Origin of the sequence: Macrococcus psychrotolerans (assembly GCF_038095555.1) — a bacterium.
Taxonomy (GTDB): domain Bacteria; phylum Bacillota; class Bacilli; order Staphylococcales; family Staphylococcaceae; genus Macrococcoides; species Macrococcoides psychrotolerans.
In genome coordinates, this window is sequence record NZ_CP124591.1 from 1,345,155 (window position 1) to 1,363,886 (window position 18,732).

An 18,732-nucleotide genomic window follows, 5' to 3' on the forward strand; every position below is an offset into this window, starting at 1 on the left:
GTACAAGTGATGATTATAATCTAAATTCATTTATTGTGCAAAGGAGGTAAAACAATATTTTAATATCCGTATTCGAACATGTTAAAATAGAAGAACGACGGATAACAAGGAGTAATTGACAATGGAGAAAATTAGTATGCTTGAAAAAGCAATAAAAAAGAGCGAAAAAATAGTATTTTTCGGAGGTGCAGGAGTATCAACTGAAAGCGGTATCCCTGACTTTAGAAGCGCTGATGGAATCTTCATGCAGGAAACTAGCATTGAACATTCACCAGAAGAAATTATTTCTATTGATTTCTTTAACAAATATCCAAAACAATATTTCAAGTTTCACTTTGATAAACTCGTGTATCCACATGCACAGCCGAATATTGCTCATCGTTTTATCACGAAACTCGAACAACAAGGCAAAGATGTGACCGTCGTAACACAAAATATCGATGGACTACACCAATCAGCCGGCAACAGTAAAGTACTAGAATTGCACGGCAACGTTCAGACAAATTATTGCACACACTGCAAGAAAGTATTTCAATTAGAAGAACTTTCAATGGATAAAGACGGTATACCCAGATGTCCACACGATGATCATATCGTACGACCTGATATCGTGATGTATGGAGAAGCACTTAATTCATCGGTAATTACAGAAGCAATCACTGCCATACAGAATGCTGATATGATGATTATCGCCGGGACATCGCTAGTCGTATATCCTGCATCAACCTTTGTAGATTTCTTTAATGGTGAAACACTTGCAGTAATCAACAAAACATCGCTACGAACAGTACGCAGCGATGCATTAATCTTTGAAGATTATATTGGAGAAGTCCTCAATGCTATAAAATTATAAAAAGAACGCTATAGAAAATAAAGAAATTTTCTATAGCGTTCTTTTTGATTTTGAGAGAACATTTAAGTTCTCATCTCATTAGCGTCCTGGGAGGGATTCGAACCCCCGACCGACGGCTTAGAAGGCCGTTGCTCTATCCAGCTGAGCTACCAGGACAATATTTAACACAAGATTAATTATAATCAACTTTAAGAGGTAAAGTCAACAACAATCGGAAAATAAATTGACTAATAATCACATCAATAATTTCTAATTACACAATAAAAAGATAAATACATTATAAAGCAGAGTCCTATCCAAGTACTCTGCCTTACTGTTCTACAATAAAATGATTTCTTTATCTGTAATTTCATGATTCTGATTATAATACGTTATCATCTGATTCTCTTCTTCAACCGTTAATACTGCATAGGTCTCCACGTCCTCACTTCTTGACTGAGCAATCGATCCAGGGTTGATACATACGACACCTTGCACTGTTTCAATATGCTTGACGTGAGTATGTCCATAGAAAGCAAGGTTACAATTTGCTTCAGCTGCTGCTTCTGCAAGTTTCACAAGACTTCTACCAACATCATATAAATGCCCGTGTGTTACAAAGGCATTTATATGATGCATCTGTATTCGTGTAGAAGATTTGAATTGATGACCATAATCACAGTTGCCTGCGACTCTGATATACGGCTTTAATTCAGGGTCACTATAATCAAATTCAGAATCACCGAGATGGATAAATATATCTGCATCGTCATGAACAGATACAATATCCGTCAAAATGCCTTTCATACGATGATTATCACTTACGATTACCCACTTCATAAGAACACCCCTTATATGATTTGTGAATCAAGTAATTGTTCAATTGCTTTACCACGATGTGAGATTCTTGCTTTTTCTTCACCTGTAAGCTCAGCTGTTGTTTTCCCGAGTTCTGGAACATAGAAGATTGGATCATATCCAAAGCCCTTATTTCCACGACGTTCAGTCAGTAATTCACCTTCAACTTCACCTCTGAAAGTTTTCGTCTTTTCTCCAGGGATGCTCACTGCAATCACGCATACAAAACGTGCCTTTCGATTGTTCTGACCTTCCATCTGCTGCAGAACAAGATCCAGATTTGATTCATCAGTAGCATCTTCTCCAGAATAACGTGCTGAATATATTCCCGGTGCATTATTCAGTGCCTCTACTTCTAATCCAGAGTCATCACTTATCACGATCTTGTTCAGTAATTGACAGGCATGTTCTGACTTTAATGCTGCATTCTCTTCAAATGTCGTTCCGGTCTCTTCAACATCAAAATCTTTTATTAATTCTTTAATTCCAATCACTTTATGTGATTTAAAAATATGCTTAAAGTCATTGATCTTTCCTTTGTTTCCAGTAGCGATTACGATTTCTTTCATATATCCTCCAGTTGAATTGATTCGACATGTATATCTGGATCTTTTAACCATTCTCTTGCAATCTCAGTAAAATGTTCTGCATCACCATTAACAAAGAAACGGTGTGCTGTAGCAGCAGGCTGTGTCACATGATCATTTCTAAACGTAAGAAGCGCACTCACCTCACGTGCCGTTTCTAGTCCTGATGAAATCACTTTCTTCTGATCATTGAAAAATCGATTGATATATTCCTGTAATAACGGATAATGTGTGCAACCGAGAATTACAGTATCACTTTTATGCGCCTTGAATTCCTGCAAAGCCTGAGAGATGATTCGCATACTTTCTGCTTCATCCTTATATCTTCTGCTTTCTACTAATGGTACGAATTCCGGACAACTTTTCCCAGCGACTTCAATATGAGGATTGATCATATGTATCTTCTCTTTATATGCATGCGAGCGTATTGTTCCTTCTGTTCCCAGCACAAGCACGTGATTATTTTCAGTCGTCATAATCGCTGTTCTGGCTCCGGGTTCGATTACACCGATAATCGGTATGTCAAATGTCGCACGCAGAGACTCAAGCGCGGCGGCAGTTGCAGTGTTACAAGCAATGACAAGCATCTTTATATGTTTATTAATAAGGAATTCTGCCAGCTGTACTGTGAATCGTCTTACTTCCTCCTGTGTACGCGGACCATAGGGGCAACGCGCCTCATCACCAAGGTAGTAGATCGTTTCATTTGGAAGCTGTCGCATAATTTCTTTCGCTACAGTTAATCCACCAACGCCTGAATCAATTACTCCTATCGCTTGATTCAATACGTTCACCTTCTTCTGTTTCTTTATATAAAGCATGGGTGTGTTTGTAGTAATCTTTAACACTGTATTCGGACGCTTTAACGAGTGACTGCAGATAACGCTGACGTTTAATAATGACATCGTCAATAAGCTGCTGTCCACGTTCCGTTAGATGTATATTTACTTTACGTTTATCCTCATCATCCTTTCTGCGCACAGCAAACTCTTTCTGAACGAGCTGATCCACTAGTTCTGATGTAGAAGATATAGCGAGATTCAGATGTTTAGACAATGCGCCAATCGTCATCGCGTCCGTCTCTTTAATCCACTGAACAGCTATAAACTGGACATCAGAGATGTTATACGCTATCAATTCTTGCCGACCTTCATTCTTGATGATATCTGCAAGTCTCCTAAGTTCATATTCTAAAGCAATAATATCCTGGTTCATAGGCGTCTCCTTTTACATATATACTCTTATCATAACAAATAATTACCCTAAGTTTCAGTAAATATATAATTCAAATATATTATTTTAAAAAAATAGCTTTCAGAAATTTAAATTTCTGAAAGCTATCATCTTACAAATTATTGAACTTGGTGGTCAGAACCAAAGAATGATTTGAACATCTGGAATGTTGTTTCACGGTTCATTGCCGCGATAGATGTTGTTAAAGGAATACCTTTAGGGCATGCTGTCACACAGTTTTGTGAGTTTCCACATTCAGCAAGACCACCTTCTCCCATCAGTGCATGGAGTCTCTCATCCTTGTTCATACTTCCTGTTGGATGTAAGTTAAACAAACGCACCTGAGAAATTGGCTGAGCACCCATAAACTTAGAATTTTTGTTCACATTAGGACATACTTCTAAGCAGACACCACACGTCATACATTTCGATAATTCATATGCAGTTTGACGTTTCTTTTCTGGCATACGCGGCCCAGCACCTAAGTCGTATGTGCCGTCAATCGGTACCCAAGCTTTTACACGTTTCAAGTTGTCGAACATCTTTGTACGGTCAACCTGTAAGTCACGAATAATCGGGAATGTAGCCATTGGTTCTAAACGAATTGGCTGCTCCAGCGTATCAATAATCGCTGAACATGATTGACGCGCTTTCCCATTAATCACCATAGAGCATGCGCCACACACTTCCTCAAGACAATTCATATCCCAAGTTACCGGCGTTGTCTTTTCACCTTTGTCATTGATTGGATTACGCTGAATTTCCATTAATGCAGCAATCACATTCATATTCGGGCGATAAGGAATCACGAAAGTTTCATCATAAGGTGCACTATTTGCATCTTTTTGACGTTTAATAATCAGTTTGATTGATTTTTCTGCCATGATTATTTACCTCCTTTACTTGATTTAGAGTAGTCACGAACACGTGGCGGGATTAAAGATACGTCCACTGGCTCATATGAAAATTCGGGTGCCTCTTTCGGACCCCTGTACTTCGCCATCGTTGTCTTTAACCACTCTTCATCGTTACGCTCAGGGAATTCCGGTTTATAATGGGCGCCACGAGATTCATTACGATTGTATGCACCAATGGTCATGACACGTGCTAACACTAACATATTCCAAAGCTGGCGCGTAAAGAAGACAGCCTGGTTGCTCCACAATGCTGTATCCTCCATATCAATATCATGATAACGTCCCATAAGCTCAACGATCTTCTTATCTGTTTCAAGCAGACGATCGTTATGACGCACTACAGTAACGTTGGCCGTCATGATTTCTCCAAGTTCTTTGTGCAGTTTATACGCATTTTCAGTTCCTTTCATATTCAGCAATGCATCAAAGCGTTTCTGTTCTTTTTCAACATGCTGCGTATAAATTTCTTCTGATACGTCTTCATATGATTTTTCTAGACCTTTAATATATTTAATTGCGTTAGGTCCGGCAACCATACCGCCGTAAATTGCAGATAGTAATGAGTTCGCACCTAAACGGTTACCCCCGTGCTGTGAGTAATCACATTCACCAGCTGCAAATAATCCAGGAATGTTGGTCATCTGATCGTAGTCGACCCATAATCCACCCATTGAGTAATGTACTGCCGGGAAGATCTTCATTGGCACTTTGCGTGGATCATCCCCTGTAAATTTCTCATAAATCTCAATAATACCACCAAGTTTAACATCAAGTTCATGAGCATCCTTATGTGATAGATCAAGGTACACCATATTTTCTCCGTTAATACCAAGCTTCTGGTTGACACATACGTCGAAGATTTCACGCGTTGCGATATCACGAGGTACTAAGTTGCCATAGTCAGGATATTTTTCTTCTAAGAAGTACCAAGGTTTACCATCTTTATACGTCCATACACGTCCACCTTCACCACGAGCTGATTCACTCATCAGACGTAGTTTATCGTCTCCAGGAATCGCTGTTGGATGAATCTGGATGAATTCGCCATTTGCGTAGATTGCACCTTGCTGATAAACAACAGACGCCGCTGAACCTGTGTTGATCATAGAGTTTGTTGATTTACCGAAGATAATTCCAGGACCACCTGTCGCCATAATTACAGCATCAGATTTGAATGACTTAATTTCAGATGTTGTTAAGTTCTGCGCAATGATACCACGCGCAGCACCTTCATCATCAATAACCGCACCAAGGAATTCCCATCCTTCATACTTCGTAACTAAACCTTCTACTTCAAATTTACGTACTTGTTCATCTAATGCATATAATAATTGCTGACCAGTTGTCGCACCTGCATATGCAGTACGGTGGTGTAAAGTGCCACCGAAACGACGGAAATCAAGTAGGCCTTCAGGTGTTCTGTTGAACATCACACCCATACGGTCTAATAAATGAATGATTCCAGGTGCCGCTTCTGTCATTGCTTTAACTGGAGGTTGATTCGCTAAGAAATCCCCTCCGTAAACTGTATCGTCAAAGTGAATATATGGTGAGTCACCTTCACCTTTTGTATTAACTGCCCCATTAATACCGCCTTGTGCACAAACAGAGTGTGAACGCTTCACCGGTACAAGTGAGAATAGATCAACCGGTGTACCTGATTCTGCCGCTTTAATTGTTGCCATAAGACCGGCTAGTCCCCCACCGACAACGATAACGTTACTTTTTGCCATTGATATGTCACTCCCCTAAATATCTATAAATTATACGAATGCGAATAACGCTCTTAAACCGATAAACGTAACGACGATAAATACTAATAATGACACGTATGCCATAACGTTCTGTGACTTCTGAGATTGTGTAATACCCCAGCTCACTGCAAACGACCATAGTCCATTAGCAAAGTGGAAGATTACGCTTACAATTCCAATTACATATAAGATTAACGTAATCGGATTACTAAATAAATCCGCCATCATATCATAATTAACATGATGTCCAAGTGCTGCCTGAACACGCGTCTGCCAAACGTGTACCGCGATAAAGATAAATGCAATAACCCCCGTTACACGCTGCAATAAAAACATCCAATTACGGAATGTTGAATAATGCTGTACATTATTTTTCGCAGTAAAAGCAATGAAAACACCATAAATTGCATGGAATAGAATCGGTAAATAGATTACCAAAGTTTCTAATACAATCTTAAATGGTAAATTCCACATAAAGTCAGAAGCTTTATTGAAACTTTCCGGCCCTGCTACTGCAAAATGGTTGATGACTAAATGCTGAATCAAAAAGACACCGAGCGGAATTACACCAAGTAATGAATGTAGTCTGCGTAGTGCAAAAGATTTGTCTGAACTTGCCAAGTGAGGTCCCCCCTATAAACTATTAGTAATTTCACAAATTCAATAATACGCCTCTTATGTATCGAAATCAAGAAACCGATTACATTTAATATTAAAAAAAAGTTTGTGAAATCAATTGTTGTTCTTATTGTATCATTTATTCATACGTTTTGGGATATGAAAATGATTCTCAATTATATGATTTCACAAACATTTAAAACGATTTATTCAAGATTTAATTTTGTCTTTACTTCAATTGCAAGCTTCTCCGGCAATCCAGCAGCACTAATTTCTTCAACCGAAGCTTCTTTGATGCGCTTAACAGAACCGAAATGTTTCATCAGCTTCTGCTTGCGTTTTGGACCCATACCTTCTATTTGATCGAGCTGTGAAGATAGGCCTGTCTTACGTCTAGTATTGCGATGAAAACTGATTGCAAAACGATGCACTTCATCTTGAATACGCTGTAGTAAATAGAAGCTCTGACTCTTCTTATTCAGTGGAATGATATTAAAATCATCACCATAGATGAGTTCACTTGTCATATGTTTATCATTCTTCTTAAGACCTGCAACTGGAATATCAAGATTAAGCTCATTGATAAGAACATCCTGAACACTTGTCATATGGCCTTTCCCGCCATCGACGATAATCAAGTCTGGTAACGGCAGATTTTCTTTAAGCACTCTCGTGTAACGACGTCGGACAACTTCTCGCATACTTGCATAATCATCTGGTCCGGACACCGTCTTAATCTTATACTTACGATAATCACGTTTACTTGGTCTGCCATCAACAAAAGTAATCATCGCCGCAACGGGATCCACACCTTGAATATTTGAGTTATCGAAAGCTTCAATTCTAATCGGTGTTTCAATGCCCATTGCATTCCCAAGCTCTTCTATCGCTTTTATCGTTCTAGATTCGTCACGCTCGATTATGTCAAATTTATTTGCCAATGCAATTGTCGCATTTTTCACTGCCAGGTCGACCATCTCTTTTTTCTTGCCTTTTTTAGGCTGAATCACTTTGGTGTCTACAACTGAGCGGACCATCTCTATATCCAATCCCAGGGGTATATGCACTTCACCTGGCAATATATTCTCTTCTAATTGGTAGAACTGTCCAATAAAATTATAAAAGTGACTCTTCGCGTCATCCATCAACGGAATCATCTGCACCTTACGCTCAATTAAGTTTCCTTGACGGATAAAGAATACTTGTACACACATCCAGCCTTTATCTACATTGAAACCGAATATATCACGTGTCGTCATATCACTGGTCATCATCTTCTGTTTAAACATCAATGATTCTACATGCTGTATGAGATCCCGATATTCTTTTGCCTCTTCAAACTCAAGATTTTCTGCTTTCTCATTCATCTTCTCTTTAAGTTCTTCGACAATGGTCGTATCCTGTCCGTTTAAAAAATTAGTAACAATCTGTATGTATCTCTGATATTCTGCTTGATCAACATCATACACGCACGGACCGAGGCACTGACCGATATGGTAATATAGACACAATTTATCAGGCAGGTGCGTGCATTTTCTAAACGGAATAATTCTATCCAGCAGCTTCTTCGTTTCATGAGCAGCATACGCATTTGGATACGGACCGAAATATTTTCCGCTATTTTTCTTTACTGTTCTTGTAACAAGAAGTCTCGGATGCTTTTCATTTGTAATCTTGATAAATGGGTAACTCTTATCATCTTTCAGTAAGATATTATATCTTGGATAGTGCTTTTTAATGAGTGTCAGTTCGAGCAATAATGACTCAATCTCTGTACTAGTCACAATATATTCAAAATCACGTATTTCCATTACAAGACGCGTCGTCTTCTCATCGTGACTCCCCGTAAAATAACTGCGTACACGGTTTCTTAAGTTCTTTGCCTTGCCGACATAGATGACTTGGTTATTCCTGTCTTTCATCAAGTAACATCCAGGTTCAGATGGTAACACGGATAATTTATTCTTTATTTGTATTTCATAATCTTCCACGACATTCACCACACATTCATTCAGTCATAAAAAAAAGGGCAGAGACTAGAGTCCCGCCCGCAAGTATTATTGATTAGTAATGTTTCGCAAGCACAGCTTGTAATTGTTCTTTAGGTTGGAACCCTACAACTTTGTCTACTGCTTGACCATCTTTAAATACGATTAAAGTTGGGATGCTCATCACTTCAAATTTAGCTGCTGTTGCCTGGTTTTCATCAACATCAACTTTAACGATGTTTGCTTTACCTTCGATGTCTTTTGCTAAATCTTCTAATACAGGTGCAATCATTTTACAAGGCCCACACCAAGGTGCCCAGAAGTCTACTAAAGTCACACCTTCTTTAATATTATCTTCAAAGTTACTATCAGTTGCATTAATTAAAGCCATAATTTATTCCTCCATATCTATTTCATTTATAAAAGGAGTATATCAAATAAATATCTGATGGTCATTCCTTTTGCTCATTTATTAAACTACAAATAAATAAATGATGCCACCTAAAAGCATCAGTACTGAAATTACAATCAGCACCTTTGCGAGCTTATACATATCGAAATTATCCATAGCTCCTCCTTACTTCAGTTCAGCAACTGTAACGCCAAATCCACCTTCTGAAGGTGTACCTCCACGGAAACTTGATACAGCTTTTGAACGTCTTAAATATTGTTGCACTCCTTTTTGAAGGGCACCGGTCCCTTTACCGTGAATGATTGTCACCTGTTCATAATTACTGAGAAGCGCCTGATCCAGATATTGCTCTAGTTTTATTAGTGCATCTTCATAGCGTTCACCGCGCAGGTCCAGTTCCATCTTAATTGTCTGACGATTACTTCGCGGTACTACACGAATCTTATCCTCTTTAGGCGGTGCTTCTTTTTCGAGTTCATCAAGCGGTAATTTCATCTTGATAATTCCCATCTGTACAATTGCTTCCTTGCCATCTACGTCAAGAATGACTCCTTTTTGACCGTAGCTTAACACTTTTACGTGGTCACCTTTTTCTATCACTTCATTCTTCGTTGATTTTTTATCTGCTTTAATCTTTGTTTCATGATACATTTTACCGAGTTTTGAACGTTTTTCAATCAATTCGTTTTCTTTTATATCTGCATTTGATTTTAAGTTACGTAATGTTTTTAATAGTTCATCCGCTTCTTTTTCAGCATCTTTAACAATCTTATTCGCATCTTGTTTCGCACGTTCAATTAAGTTTTCTTTTTGTGCTAAATAACTATCAAAGTTCTTCTTTAAGTCACTATGCAATGACTGAACTTCTAACTTCAGCTGTTCTGTGAAGATGCGATCATCTTCCATCTGCTTTGCATTACTTTCTAAGCTTTTGATCATATTATCTATCTCAACATCATCCATTTGAATCATTTGTCGTGCATGCTTTATGATCGAAGGACTCAGTCCTAACTTCTTCGCGATATCAAACGCATTACTTTTACCTGGTACTCCCATCAGCAAGCGATAAGTTGGACTTAATGTTTCAATGTCAAACTCCACGCTCGCATTCATAACACGATCACGATTATAACTATAAGCTTTGAGTTCTGGATAATGCGTTGTCGCCATCGTCATAATGTTCTGCTCGAGACACTTATCTAATATACTCATCGCCAGTGCTGCACCTTCACTCGGATCTGTTCCTGCACCAAGTTCATCAAACATAACGAAACTGTTACTTGTCATATCTGTTAATATCGATACAATATTTGTCATATGGCTTGAGAACGTTGACAGTGACTGCTCAATTGACTGTTCATCTCCGATATCACAGAATACTTCATCAAAGATACTGATCGCTGCACCTTCAGCAGCAGGTATCATCATACCACTTTGTGTCATCAAGATAATCAGCCCAGTTGTTTTTAATGTTACTGTCTTACCACCTGTATTTGGTCCAGTAATGATGACGGTCTGTGTGTCACCGATAAAACTAATATTATTTTTTACGACCGTATCAGCTGGTAATAATGGATGCCATGCCCCTGGTAAATCTACAGTACGTGCTTTTACAACATTCGGCATGACCATCTTGTTACGGTTTCCATATTTCGCTTTAGCCATAAGTACGTCTAAATCAGATAACACATCCGTCGAATATGTCAGTGCATTATCATATTCTGCGACTTCATTCATCAGTTCATACAGAATACGCTCAACTTCTTCTTGTTCACGATGCGTTACTGCACTCAGTTCTGTTGATAACTGTACAATACTGTTAGGTTCAATGTAAAATGTCTGGCCGCTACTCGATGTATCATGAACGATACCAGGAAAATCCTGTTTATATTCACTGCGCACCGGAATTACTTGTCGTCCATTACGAATCGTCACAATCGCATCTGATAACTTCTTCTGGTTATTCGAGCTGCGAACGATGCTTTCTAATCGCTCTTTTATACGACGGTTGATACGGTTCATCTCTTGACGTATCTCCGAGAGTTTTGGAGACGCATGGTCAAACAATGTCGTTTCATCACACTTAGACTGTATACTTTCAGCAAGTTCCGTCACTTGAGGTAAATTTTGGAACTTATGATATGTCACCGGAATTTCCAGTTCACGCTCTTCATATAAGTTCGCGATATATGTTTTATAACGATTGACGACTTTAATATTGTTCTTAATTTTATTTAATTCAACAACCGAAAGTACTGATCCGATTACTGCACGGCGTACGAGCGACTGAATATCGCTCAGCATACTCATGCCAGGTTCTGTTTGTGTCATTTCTATTAGACGTGCTTCTTCAAGATGTGCAAGCATGCTATCTATTTCAGCTTTGTCGCTGATAGGTTGTGTCATCCTCACTTTTTGGCTTGAAAGTTCATTTTGAGTAAATGCGTCAACACGCTCAATAATTTTGTTATATTCTAATATATTTAATGCTTTTTTATTCATATGATTACTTCCCATTCTGTATCCAAGATTTAAAGGCTTCACGTGGCAAAGTATTTATTACCTGTTCTTTTTTCACATAGCCTTTTATTGCTGTACTCACACCATATTTCATTAAATCAAGCTGATCGATTGCATGCGCGTCTGTATTGATCACAAGTTTAATATCTGAGTATTGCTTTAATACGTCACTCGATAAGTCAAGACGCATCGGATGCGCGTTAATTTCAAGGATGGTATTTGTCTTCTGTGCAGTTTCGATGAGCTTTGACATGTTTACATGATAACCATTACGGCGACCAATCAACCTGCCCGTTGGATGAGCAATATGTCTGACGTATGGGTTATTACAGGCATTGATCAGGCGTTTCATAATCTCATCTTCACTTTGATTCAACGACTGATGAATAGCACCGATACAATAGTCAAGCTGTGCTAGTACATCATTGCTGTAATCCATTTCACCATCTGCTAGTATATCCATCTCAACGCCTGAATAAATATCAATTTCTGAATATTGTTCATTCAAGGCTTTAATACGTGCATGCTGTTCTAACAAACGTTCTTCTGACAATCCATTTGCGACATGTAAACTTTTCGAGTGATCCGTAATCATCATATATTCGTATCCTTTAGCGATACATGCTTCGATCATCTGTTCTAACGTATGCGCACCATCACTATATGTAGTATGCATATGTATATCACCACGAATGTCTTCAGGCTGAATAATCTCACCAAATTCTTTAAATTCAAATTCGGAACCGTCCTGGCGCATTTCAGGAGGAATAAATGTTTGATCAAAATGTTGATAAATTTCAGCTTCTGATTGCATCTGAATCAGATTTCCATCATCAGTTGTAATGCCATATTCACTTATCTTCTCATTTCTTTCTTTTGCAAGCTGACGAATTCTAATGTTATGTTCCTTACTCCCAGTGAAATGCTGTAACATATGCGCATAGCCGTCGGAATCTGTAAACCTGAAATCAACCGTCGTAATTAAATCTTCTCTTTCAGCCTGTATCGTAACTTTCTCATCACCAGCAAGTTCAACTTTCTTGATAAACGGTAATGCTGTTAACTGTGCTTTTACAGTTTCACGATCACTTGTTTCAACAATATAGTCAATATCCTTCGAAAATTCATTGCGACGTCTAAAGCTGCCAGCTACACTGAAACGATCGATTTCATCAATTTGAGCGAGTGCTGCATCAATCATCTGCGTAAACTGATGCACTTGATAAATACTGAGTTTCTCTGTCATCGTTAACATTTCTTCTATACCTGACAGTATATTCTCTTCAGACTTTTTACCAAATCCCGCAAGGGCACTGATTTCATTATTCAGACACGCCGCTTTTAATTCATCGACAGTTGTAATTCCAAGAGCATCATTAATCTTCACAATCTTTTTAGCACCTAGATTACGAATCTTCAGCATCTGTATAAATCCTTCAGGAACTTGTTCCTTTAACGTTTTAAGTAGCGATGATTCATGATGAGCTCTAATATCTTCCAGCACTTCAGCAACACCTTTACCGATGCCTTTAATTTGTGTGAAATCAGATACTGCGTTGATGTCGTCTTCGAATGTCTCTAGATTCGCTGCTGCTTTACGATATGCAGAAACTTTGAATGGATTCTCAGCTGAAAGTTCAAGTAATGTCGCAATACGTTCTAACTGCTTTATATAATCTTTTTTTGTAATACTCATAATACCCTCCAAAATAAAAGCCATAGACAAGTAGCCTATGACTTTATTAAATGATAAACCCTGCATATTCAAACAGATGTTTCGCAAAATTACTTAATACCGGGGTATGGTTCGCAATTAAATTTGCAATAATGCTTCCTTCTAATTTCGTTTGTATTGCTGTTATCGGAATCATTGACAATAGAAATAGCACGATAAATATGAGAAGATGCGACTCAATAAATCCTAATATCGCTCCAAACAAACGATTGAACTGTTTCAGTAATGGTAACTGTGCAATATAATCAAAAACAGTTGCAATAAATTGAAGGATTACCTTACTCAATAAAAATAATATTACAAAACTTACAACGTTATAAAATGTCATTTCATTAGTGATCATATTCAAAAACTTCGACTCATAATTTCCTTCTGTCGATGGAAACGGAATCATAAGCACGAGCTTTTGTGCCAGGTCCTTATAAAATAGCTGTGCAATAATGAACGATCCGAGTGTACCGATCAAATGTAGTGATTGTAAGATCAATCCTCTTCTAAAACCGATAATCGTTCCTAGACACAAAAAGAATATCAATAAAATATTAATCATGACTGTTATTACCCTCTAGACGATTCAACTTATCTAACAGTAAATCGTGTTCTTCCTTTAGTTTCACATAATCATCCATCACGTTAACTGCTGCAAGCACAGCCTTTCGTGAAGTGTCGAGACCTGCATTGTACTTCGCAATCTCCCGAATACGTTCATCAACAAGACTCGCAACGTGACGGATATGGCTCGGCTCTTCTTCGCCGAGAATAGTATAGAACTGATCATATATGTTTACAGTAATACGATTCTTAAACTCTCCCATATCAACACTCCGACATCGTCATTTATTTTAGTTTATGTTACCATTTTTATAGGATAATTAACAATAAAAACATACTATCATGTAAGAAAGCAGGCAAAAATGAGCAATAAAGTATACCTATTAAATGCTGAACAAGCAAAAAGAATAGAAGATATATTACCTGTACCCAGTACTACAAGCCTTCCACAAGGTACAAAATATCGAACAAAACTATCCGGTCATACAGTAACACTCTACAACTCCAATAAGTTGATGATTCAAGGTTCAAATAGTGAAGTAATCGGTGAACAAATTCTTTCTAAAGCTGGTATTCAACTCACTCAGCAACTTCCAGACAGTAATTCTACCTCTAAGCATAACGTATCCATTGAAAGTATCCAGTATGATCATTTCAACTGTATCGGTAGCGATGAAGCAGGTTCTGGGGATTACTTCGGACCGATGACCGTTGTCGCGAGCTATGTATCAAAGAAAAATGCTGAAATTCTGAAAGTGCTTGGTGTCATGGACTCTAAGAATCTCAAAGACAGACAAATTATAGAACTTGCAGAACAAATCATCCCGATAATCCCACATTCACTACTCGTCCTAGATAACATCAAATATAATGAACGTAAACAGATGGGCTGGTCACAAGTTAAGATGAAGGCGGTGCTGCATAATGAAGCGATTAAAAACGTGCTGAACAAAATAGATGAACCTGTGGATTACATTGTAATCGACCAGTTTGCAGTTCAAGGTGTATATGAAAATTATGCACTCAGCGCAATACCTGAGCGCAATAAAACTAAGTTCGAAACGAAAGGCGAATCCAAAGCGATTGCCATCGCCGCAAGCTCCATTATTGCAAGATATGCGTTTGTAAAACATTTCGAACAAATAATTAAAGAAACCGGCATCTCAATCACAAAAGGAGCAGGCGCTAAAGTAGATGCTGAAGCTGCAAAAATTATTAAACTTAGAGGCCTTGATTATTTAGATACGATAACGAAAAAAGACTTTAAAAACAGAGAAAAAGCATTGAAGCTCATAAAAAAATAAGCTGACGATTGTCAGCTTATTTTTTAACCTCTAAGTTTAGCGCCAATTGACTCTAATCTTTCAATAACCGCATCGTATATCGGTTTAATCTCTTCATCTGTCAGCGTCTGTTCCGGATTCAGGAATTCCATTCGAATCGCTACCGATTTCTTATCCTGTGCAATATGCTCACCTTCGTATACGTCGAATACTTCAGCTGACTTCAAGTACTTAGAATCCACTTTAAGAATTTCTGCAATCAGTTCGCCCGTATCCTGTTTACGTTCAACTTCAAGTGCGATATCACGGCTAGTTCCAGGGAACTTCGGAATCATATTGTAGATAATCTGACCTTGCTGAATTGAAAGCAAGACTTTTAAATCTAATTCAAACACATACGTTTCCTTTAAGTCATTTGCTTTCTCTACTGTCGGGTGCAATTGACCAATGATGCCGATCTTCGTTTCATTCACATAGATATCTGCACTGCGACCAGGATGCAACATCGGCTCATCACTTCTAACATATCGGAACACTAGACCTAATCTTTCACTTAACGCCTCCACTATCCCTTTCACATGGAAAAAGTCAACTTGCTCCTTTTTCCCTTGATGCATCGTTGGTGTGACAAGTCCAGTAATAATCCCAGCAACATGTTCTTCTTCTGAAGGTAATAAGTCTTCTTGTTTAAAGAATGTATTTCCAATTTCATAGAACGCGACATCTTTCATTTGACGTGCATTATTATAGCTTACGACATCAATTAAGTGAGGCAATAATGATTGACGTAGCACTGCATGATCTTCACTCATCGGCATTAAGAGCGCTGTCGTTTCAGCTTCTTTTAGTGCGAACTGTTTCGATTTTTCATTTGAGACAAGTGCATAGGTGATTGCCTGATTTAATCCTAACCCTTGAAGCAACGCCTTCACTGCACGACGTTTCGCCTGATAATCAGTCAGTCCTACTTGTTTGTTCGTCTTCGTTTCTGGTAATGTCGCAGGTAGTGCATCATAACCATAAATACGCGCAACTTCTTCGACTAAATCTTCTTTAATAGTAATGTCACCACGACGAGATGGTACGATGACGTTGAATGAATCACCATCTATCTTCGTTTCAAAGCCAAGACGTTCGAATATGTTTTTAATTTCTGTATTAGAGATATCAAATCCAATCAATCGATTAATATCATCCGTTGTAATTTGAACGTTCGTTGTAAACTCTGGTAATGCTCCAGCTGAAGCAACACCACTTAATACTTCTCCTTGCGCATTTTCCTGCAGGAGATACGCTGCACGGTCTAATGCATCAAGTACAAATTCTGCTGCAACACCTTTTTCAAAGCGACTTGATGATTCAGAGCGCAAGTTCAGACGGTTCGCAGTTTTACGTATGTTTAGCGGCGCAAACATCGCAGACTCAATCAGTACATTCACTGTACTATCCGTTACTTCAGAGAAATCTCCTCCCATCACCCCAGCAAGCGCTACTGGTGTTGTACCGTTTGTAATCACGATATCTTCTGCAGTTAATGTGCGCTCTTTATCGTCTAATGTTGTCATCTTTTCGCCATCAGTTGCTGGACGAACTTTAATCGTTGTGCTGCCAATCTTATCATAGTCAAACATATGCAGCGGCTGTCCATATTCCAGCATAACGTAATTCGATACGTCAACAACGTTATTAATCGGGCGGATACCCGCTTTAATTAAGCGGCCTTGAATATGTGCAGGTGAAGGTCCGATCTTTACGTTCTTCACGATACGTGCAGCATAATACGGTGATAACGTCGCTTCTTCAATTTCAATACTGATTAAGTCTGATACTTGTTCACTCGTTTCATTAATATGCGTTGCAGGTAGCTTCAATGGTTCTTCATATAATGCACTTGTCTCAAATGCAGAACCAATCATGCTCATACAGTCGCTTCGATTAGGTGTTAGACCGAATTCCATCACGGCATCATCTAGCGATAATGCAGCAAGTGCATCTGTACCTGGCGCGATAGCTTCTTCAAATACGTATATCCCTTTTTCGTACGCTTCTGGAATCAAGTTTGAAGAGATACCTAGTTCACCCAATGAACAAATCATACCGTTAGATTCTACTCCGCGTAGTTTCGCTTTTTTTATCTTAACACCACCAGGCAGACGTCCACCAGGTAAGCAGACGATTACTGTCTGACCAGCTGCGACGTTCGGTGCACCACAGACAATTTGTTTCACTTCTTCGCCAACATTCACCTGGCAGATATTTAATTTATCTGCATCAGGATGCTTCTCGATCGATTCTACATGTCCAATCACTAAATTCTTAATATCTTTTGTATAATCGATAATTTCTTCAATCTCAATTCCGCTTCTTGTAATCTTCTCAGCAAGCGCTTCTACCGAAACATCAACTTTTACATATTCATCTAACCATTCTTTACTTACTAACATTCGGTTCTCCTCCATCTTCTAAACGTAAAAACTGACGAATAAATCTTAGATCATTCGTATAGAAATGACGAATATCTTCAATACCATACTTTAACATCGCAATACGATCTGGTCCCATACCGAATGCGAATCCAGAATATTTATTAGAATCAAAACCAGCCATCTCTAAAACATTCGGATGTACCATACCGGCACCGAGAATTTCAATCCATCCTGTCCCTTTACAAACGTTGCAGCCCTTACCTTTACATTTGAAGCATGAAATATCCACTTCTACAGAAGGCTCAGTAAACGGGAAGAAACTTGGACGCAGACGAATCTCACGATCTTCACCGAACATCTTCTTCGCAAAGTATTCAAGCGTTCCTTTAAGGTCGCTCATTTTAATATTCTCATCAACAACTAATCCTTCGATTTGTGTAAACTGATGTGAATGCGTCGCATCATCAGAATCACGACGGTAGACTTTACCTGGACAAATAATTTTTACAGGTCCTTCACCTTTACGTGATTCCAACGTACGAGCTTGAACAGGAGATGTATGCGTACGCATTAATACTTCTTCAGAAATGTAGAAACTATCCTGCATATCACGTGCAGGGTGAGATTTTGGAAGATTTAACGCTTCAAAGTTATAATGATCGCTTTCTACTTCGAATCCTTCTACAATTTCATAGCCTAAACCGATGAATAAATCTTCAATATCCTCAACGATACGGTCGAGCGGATGACTGCTCCCTGAACTTAACTTTTTACCTGGTAAAGTAATATCAATTGTTTCACTTTCAAGTCGTTTGTTCACAAGTTCCGCTTCAATACGAACTTCAACTTCTGCAATTGCACTTTCTACGGTTTGTTTGGCATCATTAACAAGCTGACCAAACATCGGTTTCTCTTCGTTCGGCAGAGATTTCATCTCTTTCATCAGACCAGTGATCACACCTTTTTTACCGATGTAAGAAACTTTGATATCTTGTAATGCTTTCTTATCTGTAATCT

At 38.5% G+C, this 18,732-nt stretch carries 16 protein-coding genes, 1 tRNA gene and 1 pseudogene; 2 read left to right on the forward strand and 16 right to left on the reverse strand.

The window, feature by feature from the left end; translation table 11 throughout:
• Positions 1 to 121 precede the first annotated feature (121 nt).
• On the forward strand, positions 122 to 853 hold the full coding sequence (locus QA539_RS06885; RefSeq protein WP_219492402.1) for an NAD-dependent protein deacylase: 732 nt from the start codon (positions 122 to 124) through the stop codon (positions 851 to 853).
• Positions 854 to 935: 82 nt separating this feature from the next.
• Here QA539_RS06885 and QA539_RS06890 read toward each other — a convergent pair.
• The 14 genes from QA539_RS06890 to zapA form a co-directional block, all read right to left on the reverse strand.
• A tRNA-Arg gene (locus tag QA539_RS06890) sits at positions 936 to 1,009 on the reverse strand.
• A gap of 162 nt (positions 1,010 to 1,171) precedes the next feature.
• On the reverse strand, positions 1,172 to 1,672 hold the full coding sequence (locus tag QA539_RS06895) for a metallophosphoesterase family protein (protein ID WP_413474861.1): 501 nt from the start codon (positions 1,670 to 1,672) through the stop codon (positions 1,172 to 1,174).
• Positions 1,673 to 1,683: 11 nt separating this feature from the next.
• Positions 1,684 to 2,259 (reverse strand): XTP/dITP diphosphatase, encoded by a 576-nt coding sequence (locus QA539_RS06900; RefSeq protein WP_419895018.1) that lies wholly within the window; start codon positions 2,257 to 2,259, stop codon positions 1,684 to 1,686.
• Positions 2,256 to 3,062: a glutamate racemase gene (racE, locus tag QA539_RS06905; protein WP_419895019.1), complete on the reverse strand. Its 807-nt coding sequence runs from the start codon at positions 3,060 to 3,062 to the stop codon at positions 2,256 to 2,258. The genes QA539_RS06900 and racE overlap by 4 nt, the downstream gene beginning before the upstream one ends.
• Positions 3,037 to 3,492 carry a MarR family winged helix-turn-helix transcriptional regulator gene (locus tag QA539_RS06910; RefSeq protein ID WP_012657221.1) on the reverse strand — a complete coding sequence of 152 codons (456 nt, stop codon included), beginning with the start codon at positions 3,490 to 3,492 and terminating at the stop codon, positions 3,037 to 3,039. Before QA539_RS06910 ends, racE begins: the two co-directional genes overlap by 26 nt.
• A gap of 137 nt (positions 3,493 to 3,629) precedes the next feature.
• Positions 3,630 to 4,394: a succinate dehydrogenase iron-sulfur subunit gene (gene sdhB, locus QA539_RS06915; protein ID WP_219492412.1), complete on the reverse strand. Its 765-nt coding sequence runs from the start codon at positions 4,392 to 4,394 to the stop codon at positions 3,630 to 3,632.
• 2 nt (positions 4,395 to 4,396) lie between these two features.
• Entirely contained in the window at positions 4,397 to 6,160 is a 1,764-nt protein-coding gene (gene sdhA / locus QA539_RS06920) for a succinate dehydrogenase flavoprotein subunit (protein WP_219492413.1), read from the reverse strand.
• Between the two features lie 30 nt (positions 6,161 to 6,190).
• Positions 6,191 to 6,802: a succinate dehydrogenase cytochrome b558 subunit gene (locus QA539_RS06925; protein WP_419895020.1), complete on the reverse strand. Its 612-nt coding sequence runs from the start codon at positions 6,800 to 6,802 to the stop codon at positions 6,191 to 6,193.
• 203 nt (positions 6,803 to 7,005) lie between these two features.
• Positions 7,006 to 8,790, reverse strand: a complete 1,785-nt coding sequence (gene uvrC / locus QA539_RS06930; RefSeq protein WP_219492416.1) for an excinuclease ABC subunit UvrC — start codon at positions 8,788 to 8,790, stop codon at positions 7,006 to 7,008.
• Between the two features lie 73 nt (positions 8,791 to 8,863).
• Positions 8,864 to 9,178: a thioredoxin gene (trxA, locus tag QA539_RS06935; protein ID WP_012657226.1), complete on the reverse strand. Its 315-nt coding sequence runs from the start codon at positions 9,176 to 9,178 to the stop codon at positions 8,864 to 8,866.
• Positions 9,179 to 9,364: 186 nt separating this feature from the next.
• Positions 9,365 to 11,701 (reverse strand): endonuclease MutS2, encoded by a 2,337-nt coding sequence (locus QA539_RS06940; RefSeq protein WP_419895021.1) that lies wholly within the window; start codon positions 11,699 to 11,701, stop codon positions 9,365 to 9,367.
• Positions 11,702 to 11,705: 4 nt separating this feature from the next.
• Entirely contained in the window at positions 11,706 to 13,409 is a 1,704-nt protein-coding gene (gene polX / locus QA539_RS06945) for a DNA polymerase/3'-5' exonuclease PolX (RefSeq protein WP_419895599.1), read from the reverse strand.
• A gap of 52 nt (positions 13,410 to 13,461) precedes the next feature.
• Positions 13,462 to 14,004 carry a CvpA family protein gene (locus tag QA539_RS06950; RefSeq protein WP_133433088.1) on the reverse strand — a complete coding sequence of 181 codons (543 nt, stop codon included), beginning with the start codon at positions 14,002 to 14,004 and terminating at the stop codon, positions 13,462 to 13,464.
• Positions 13,997 to 14,269, reverse strand: a complete 273-nt coding sequence (zapA, locus tag QA539_RS06955; protein ID WP_041636060.1) for a cell division protein ZapA — start codon at positions 14,267 to 14,269, stop codon at positions 13,997 to 13,999. Before zapA ends, QA539_RS06950 begins: the two co-directional genes overlap by 8 nt.
• 99 nt (positions 14,270 to 14,368) lie before the next feature.
• On the opposite strand from zapA, the gene rnhC reads away from it, so the two are divergent.
• Positions 14,369 to 15,310 carry a ribonuclease HIII gene (rnhC, locus tag QA539_RS06960; protein WP_219492426.1) on the forward strand — a complete coding sequence of 314 codons (942 nt, stop codon included), beginning with the start codon at positions 14,369 to 14,371 and terminating at the stop codon, positions 15,308 to 15,310.
• Positions 15,311 to 15,333: 23 nt separating this feature from the next.
• Here the strand turns inward: rnhC and pheT are convergent, their stop codons facing one another.
• Both pheT and pheS read right to left on the reverse strand, forming a co-directional pair.
• The gene (gene pheT, locus QA539_RS06965) at positions 15,334 to 17,733 is read right to left on the reverse strand and encodes a phenylalanine--tRNA ligase subunit beta (RefSeq protein WP_419895022.1); all 2,400 of its coding nucleotides are present in this window, start codon (positions 17,731 to 17,733) and stop codon (positions 15,334 to 15,336) included.
• Positions 17,720 to 18,721: pseudogene (gene pheS / locus QA539_RS06970) on the reverse strand (phenylalanine--tRNA ligase subunit alpha); the annotation flags it as partial. The gene pheT and the pseudogene pheS, both read right to left, overlap by 14 nt.
• Between the last annotated feature and the right edge of the window lie 11 nt (positions 18,722 to 18,732).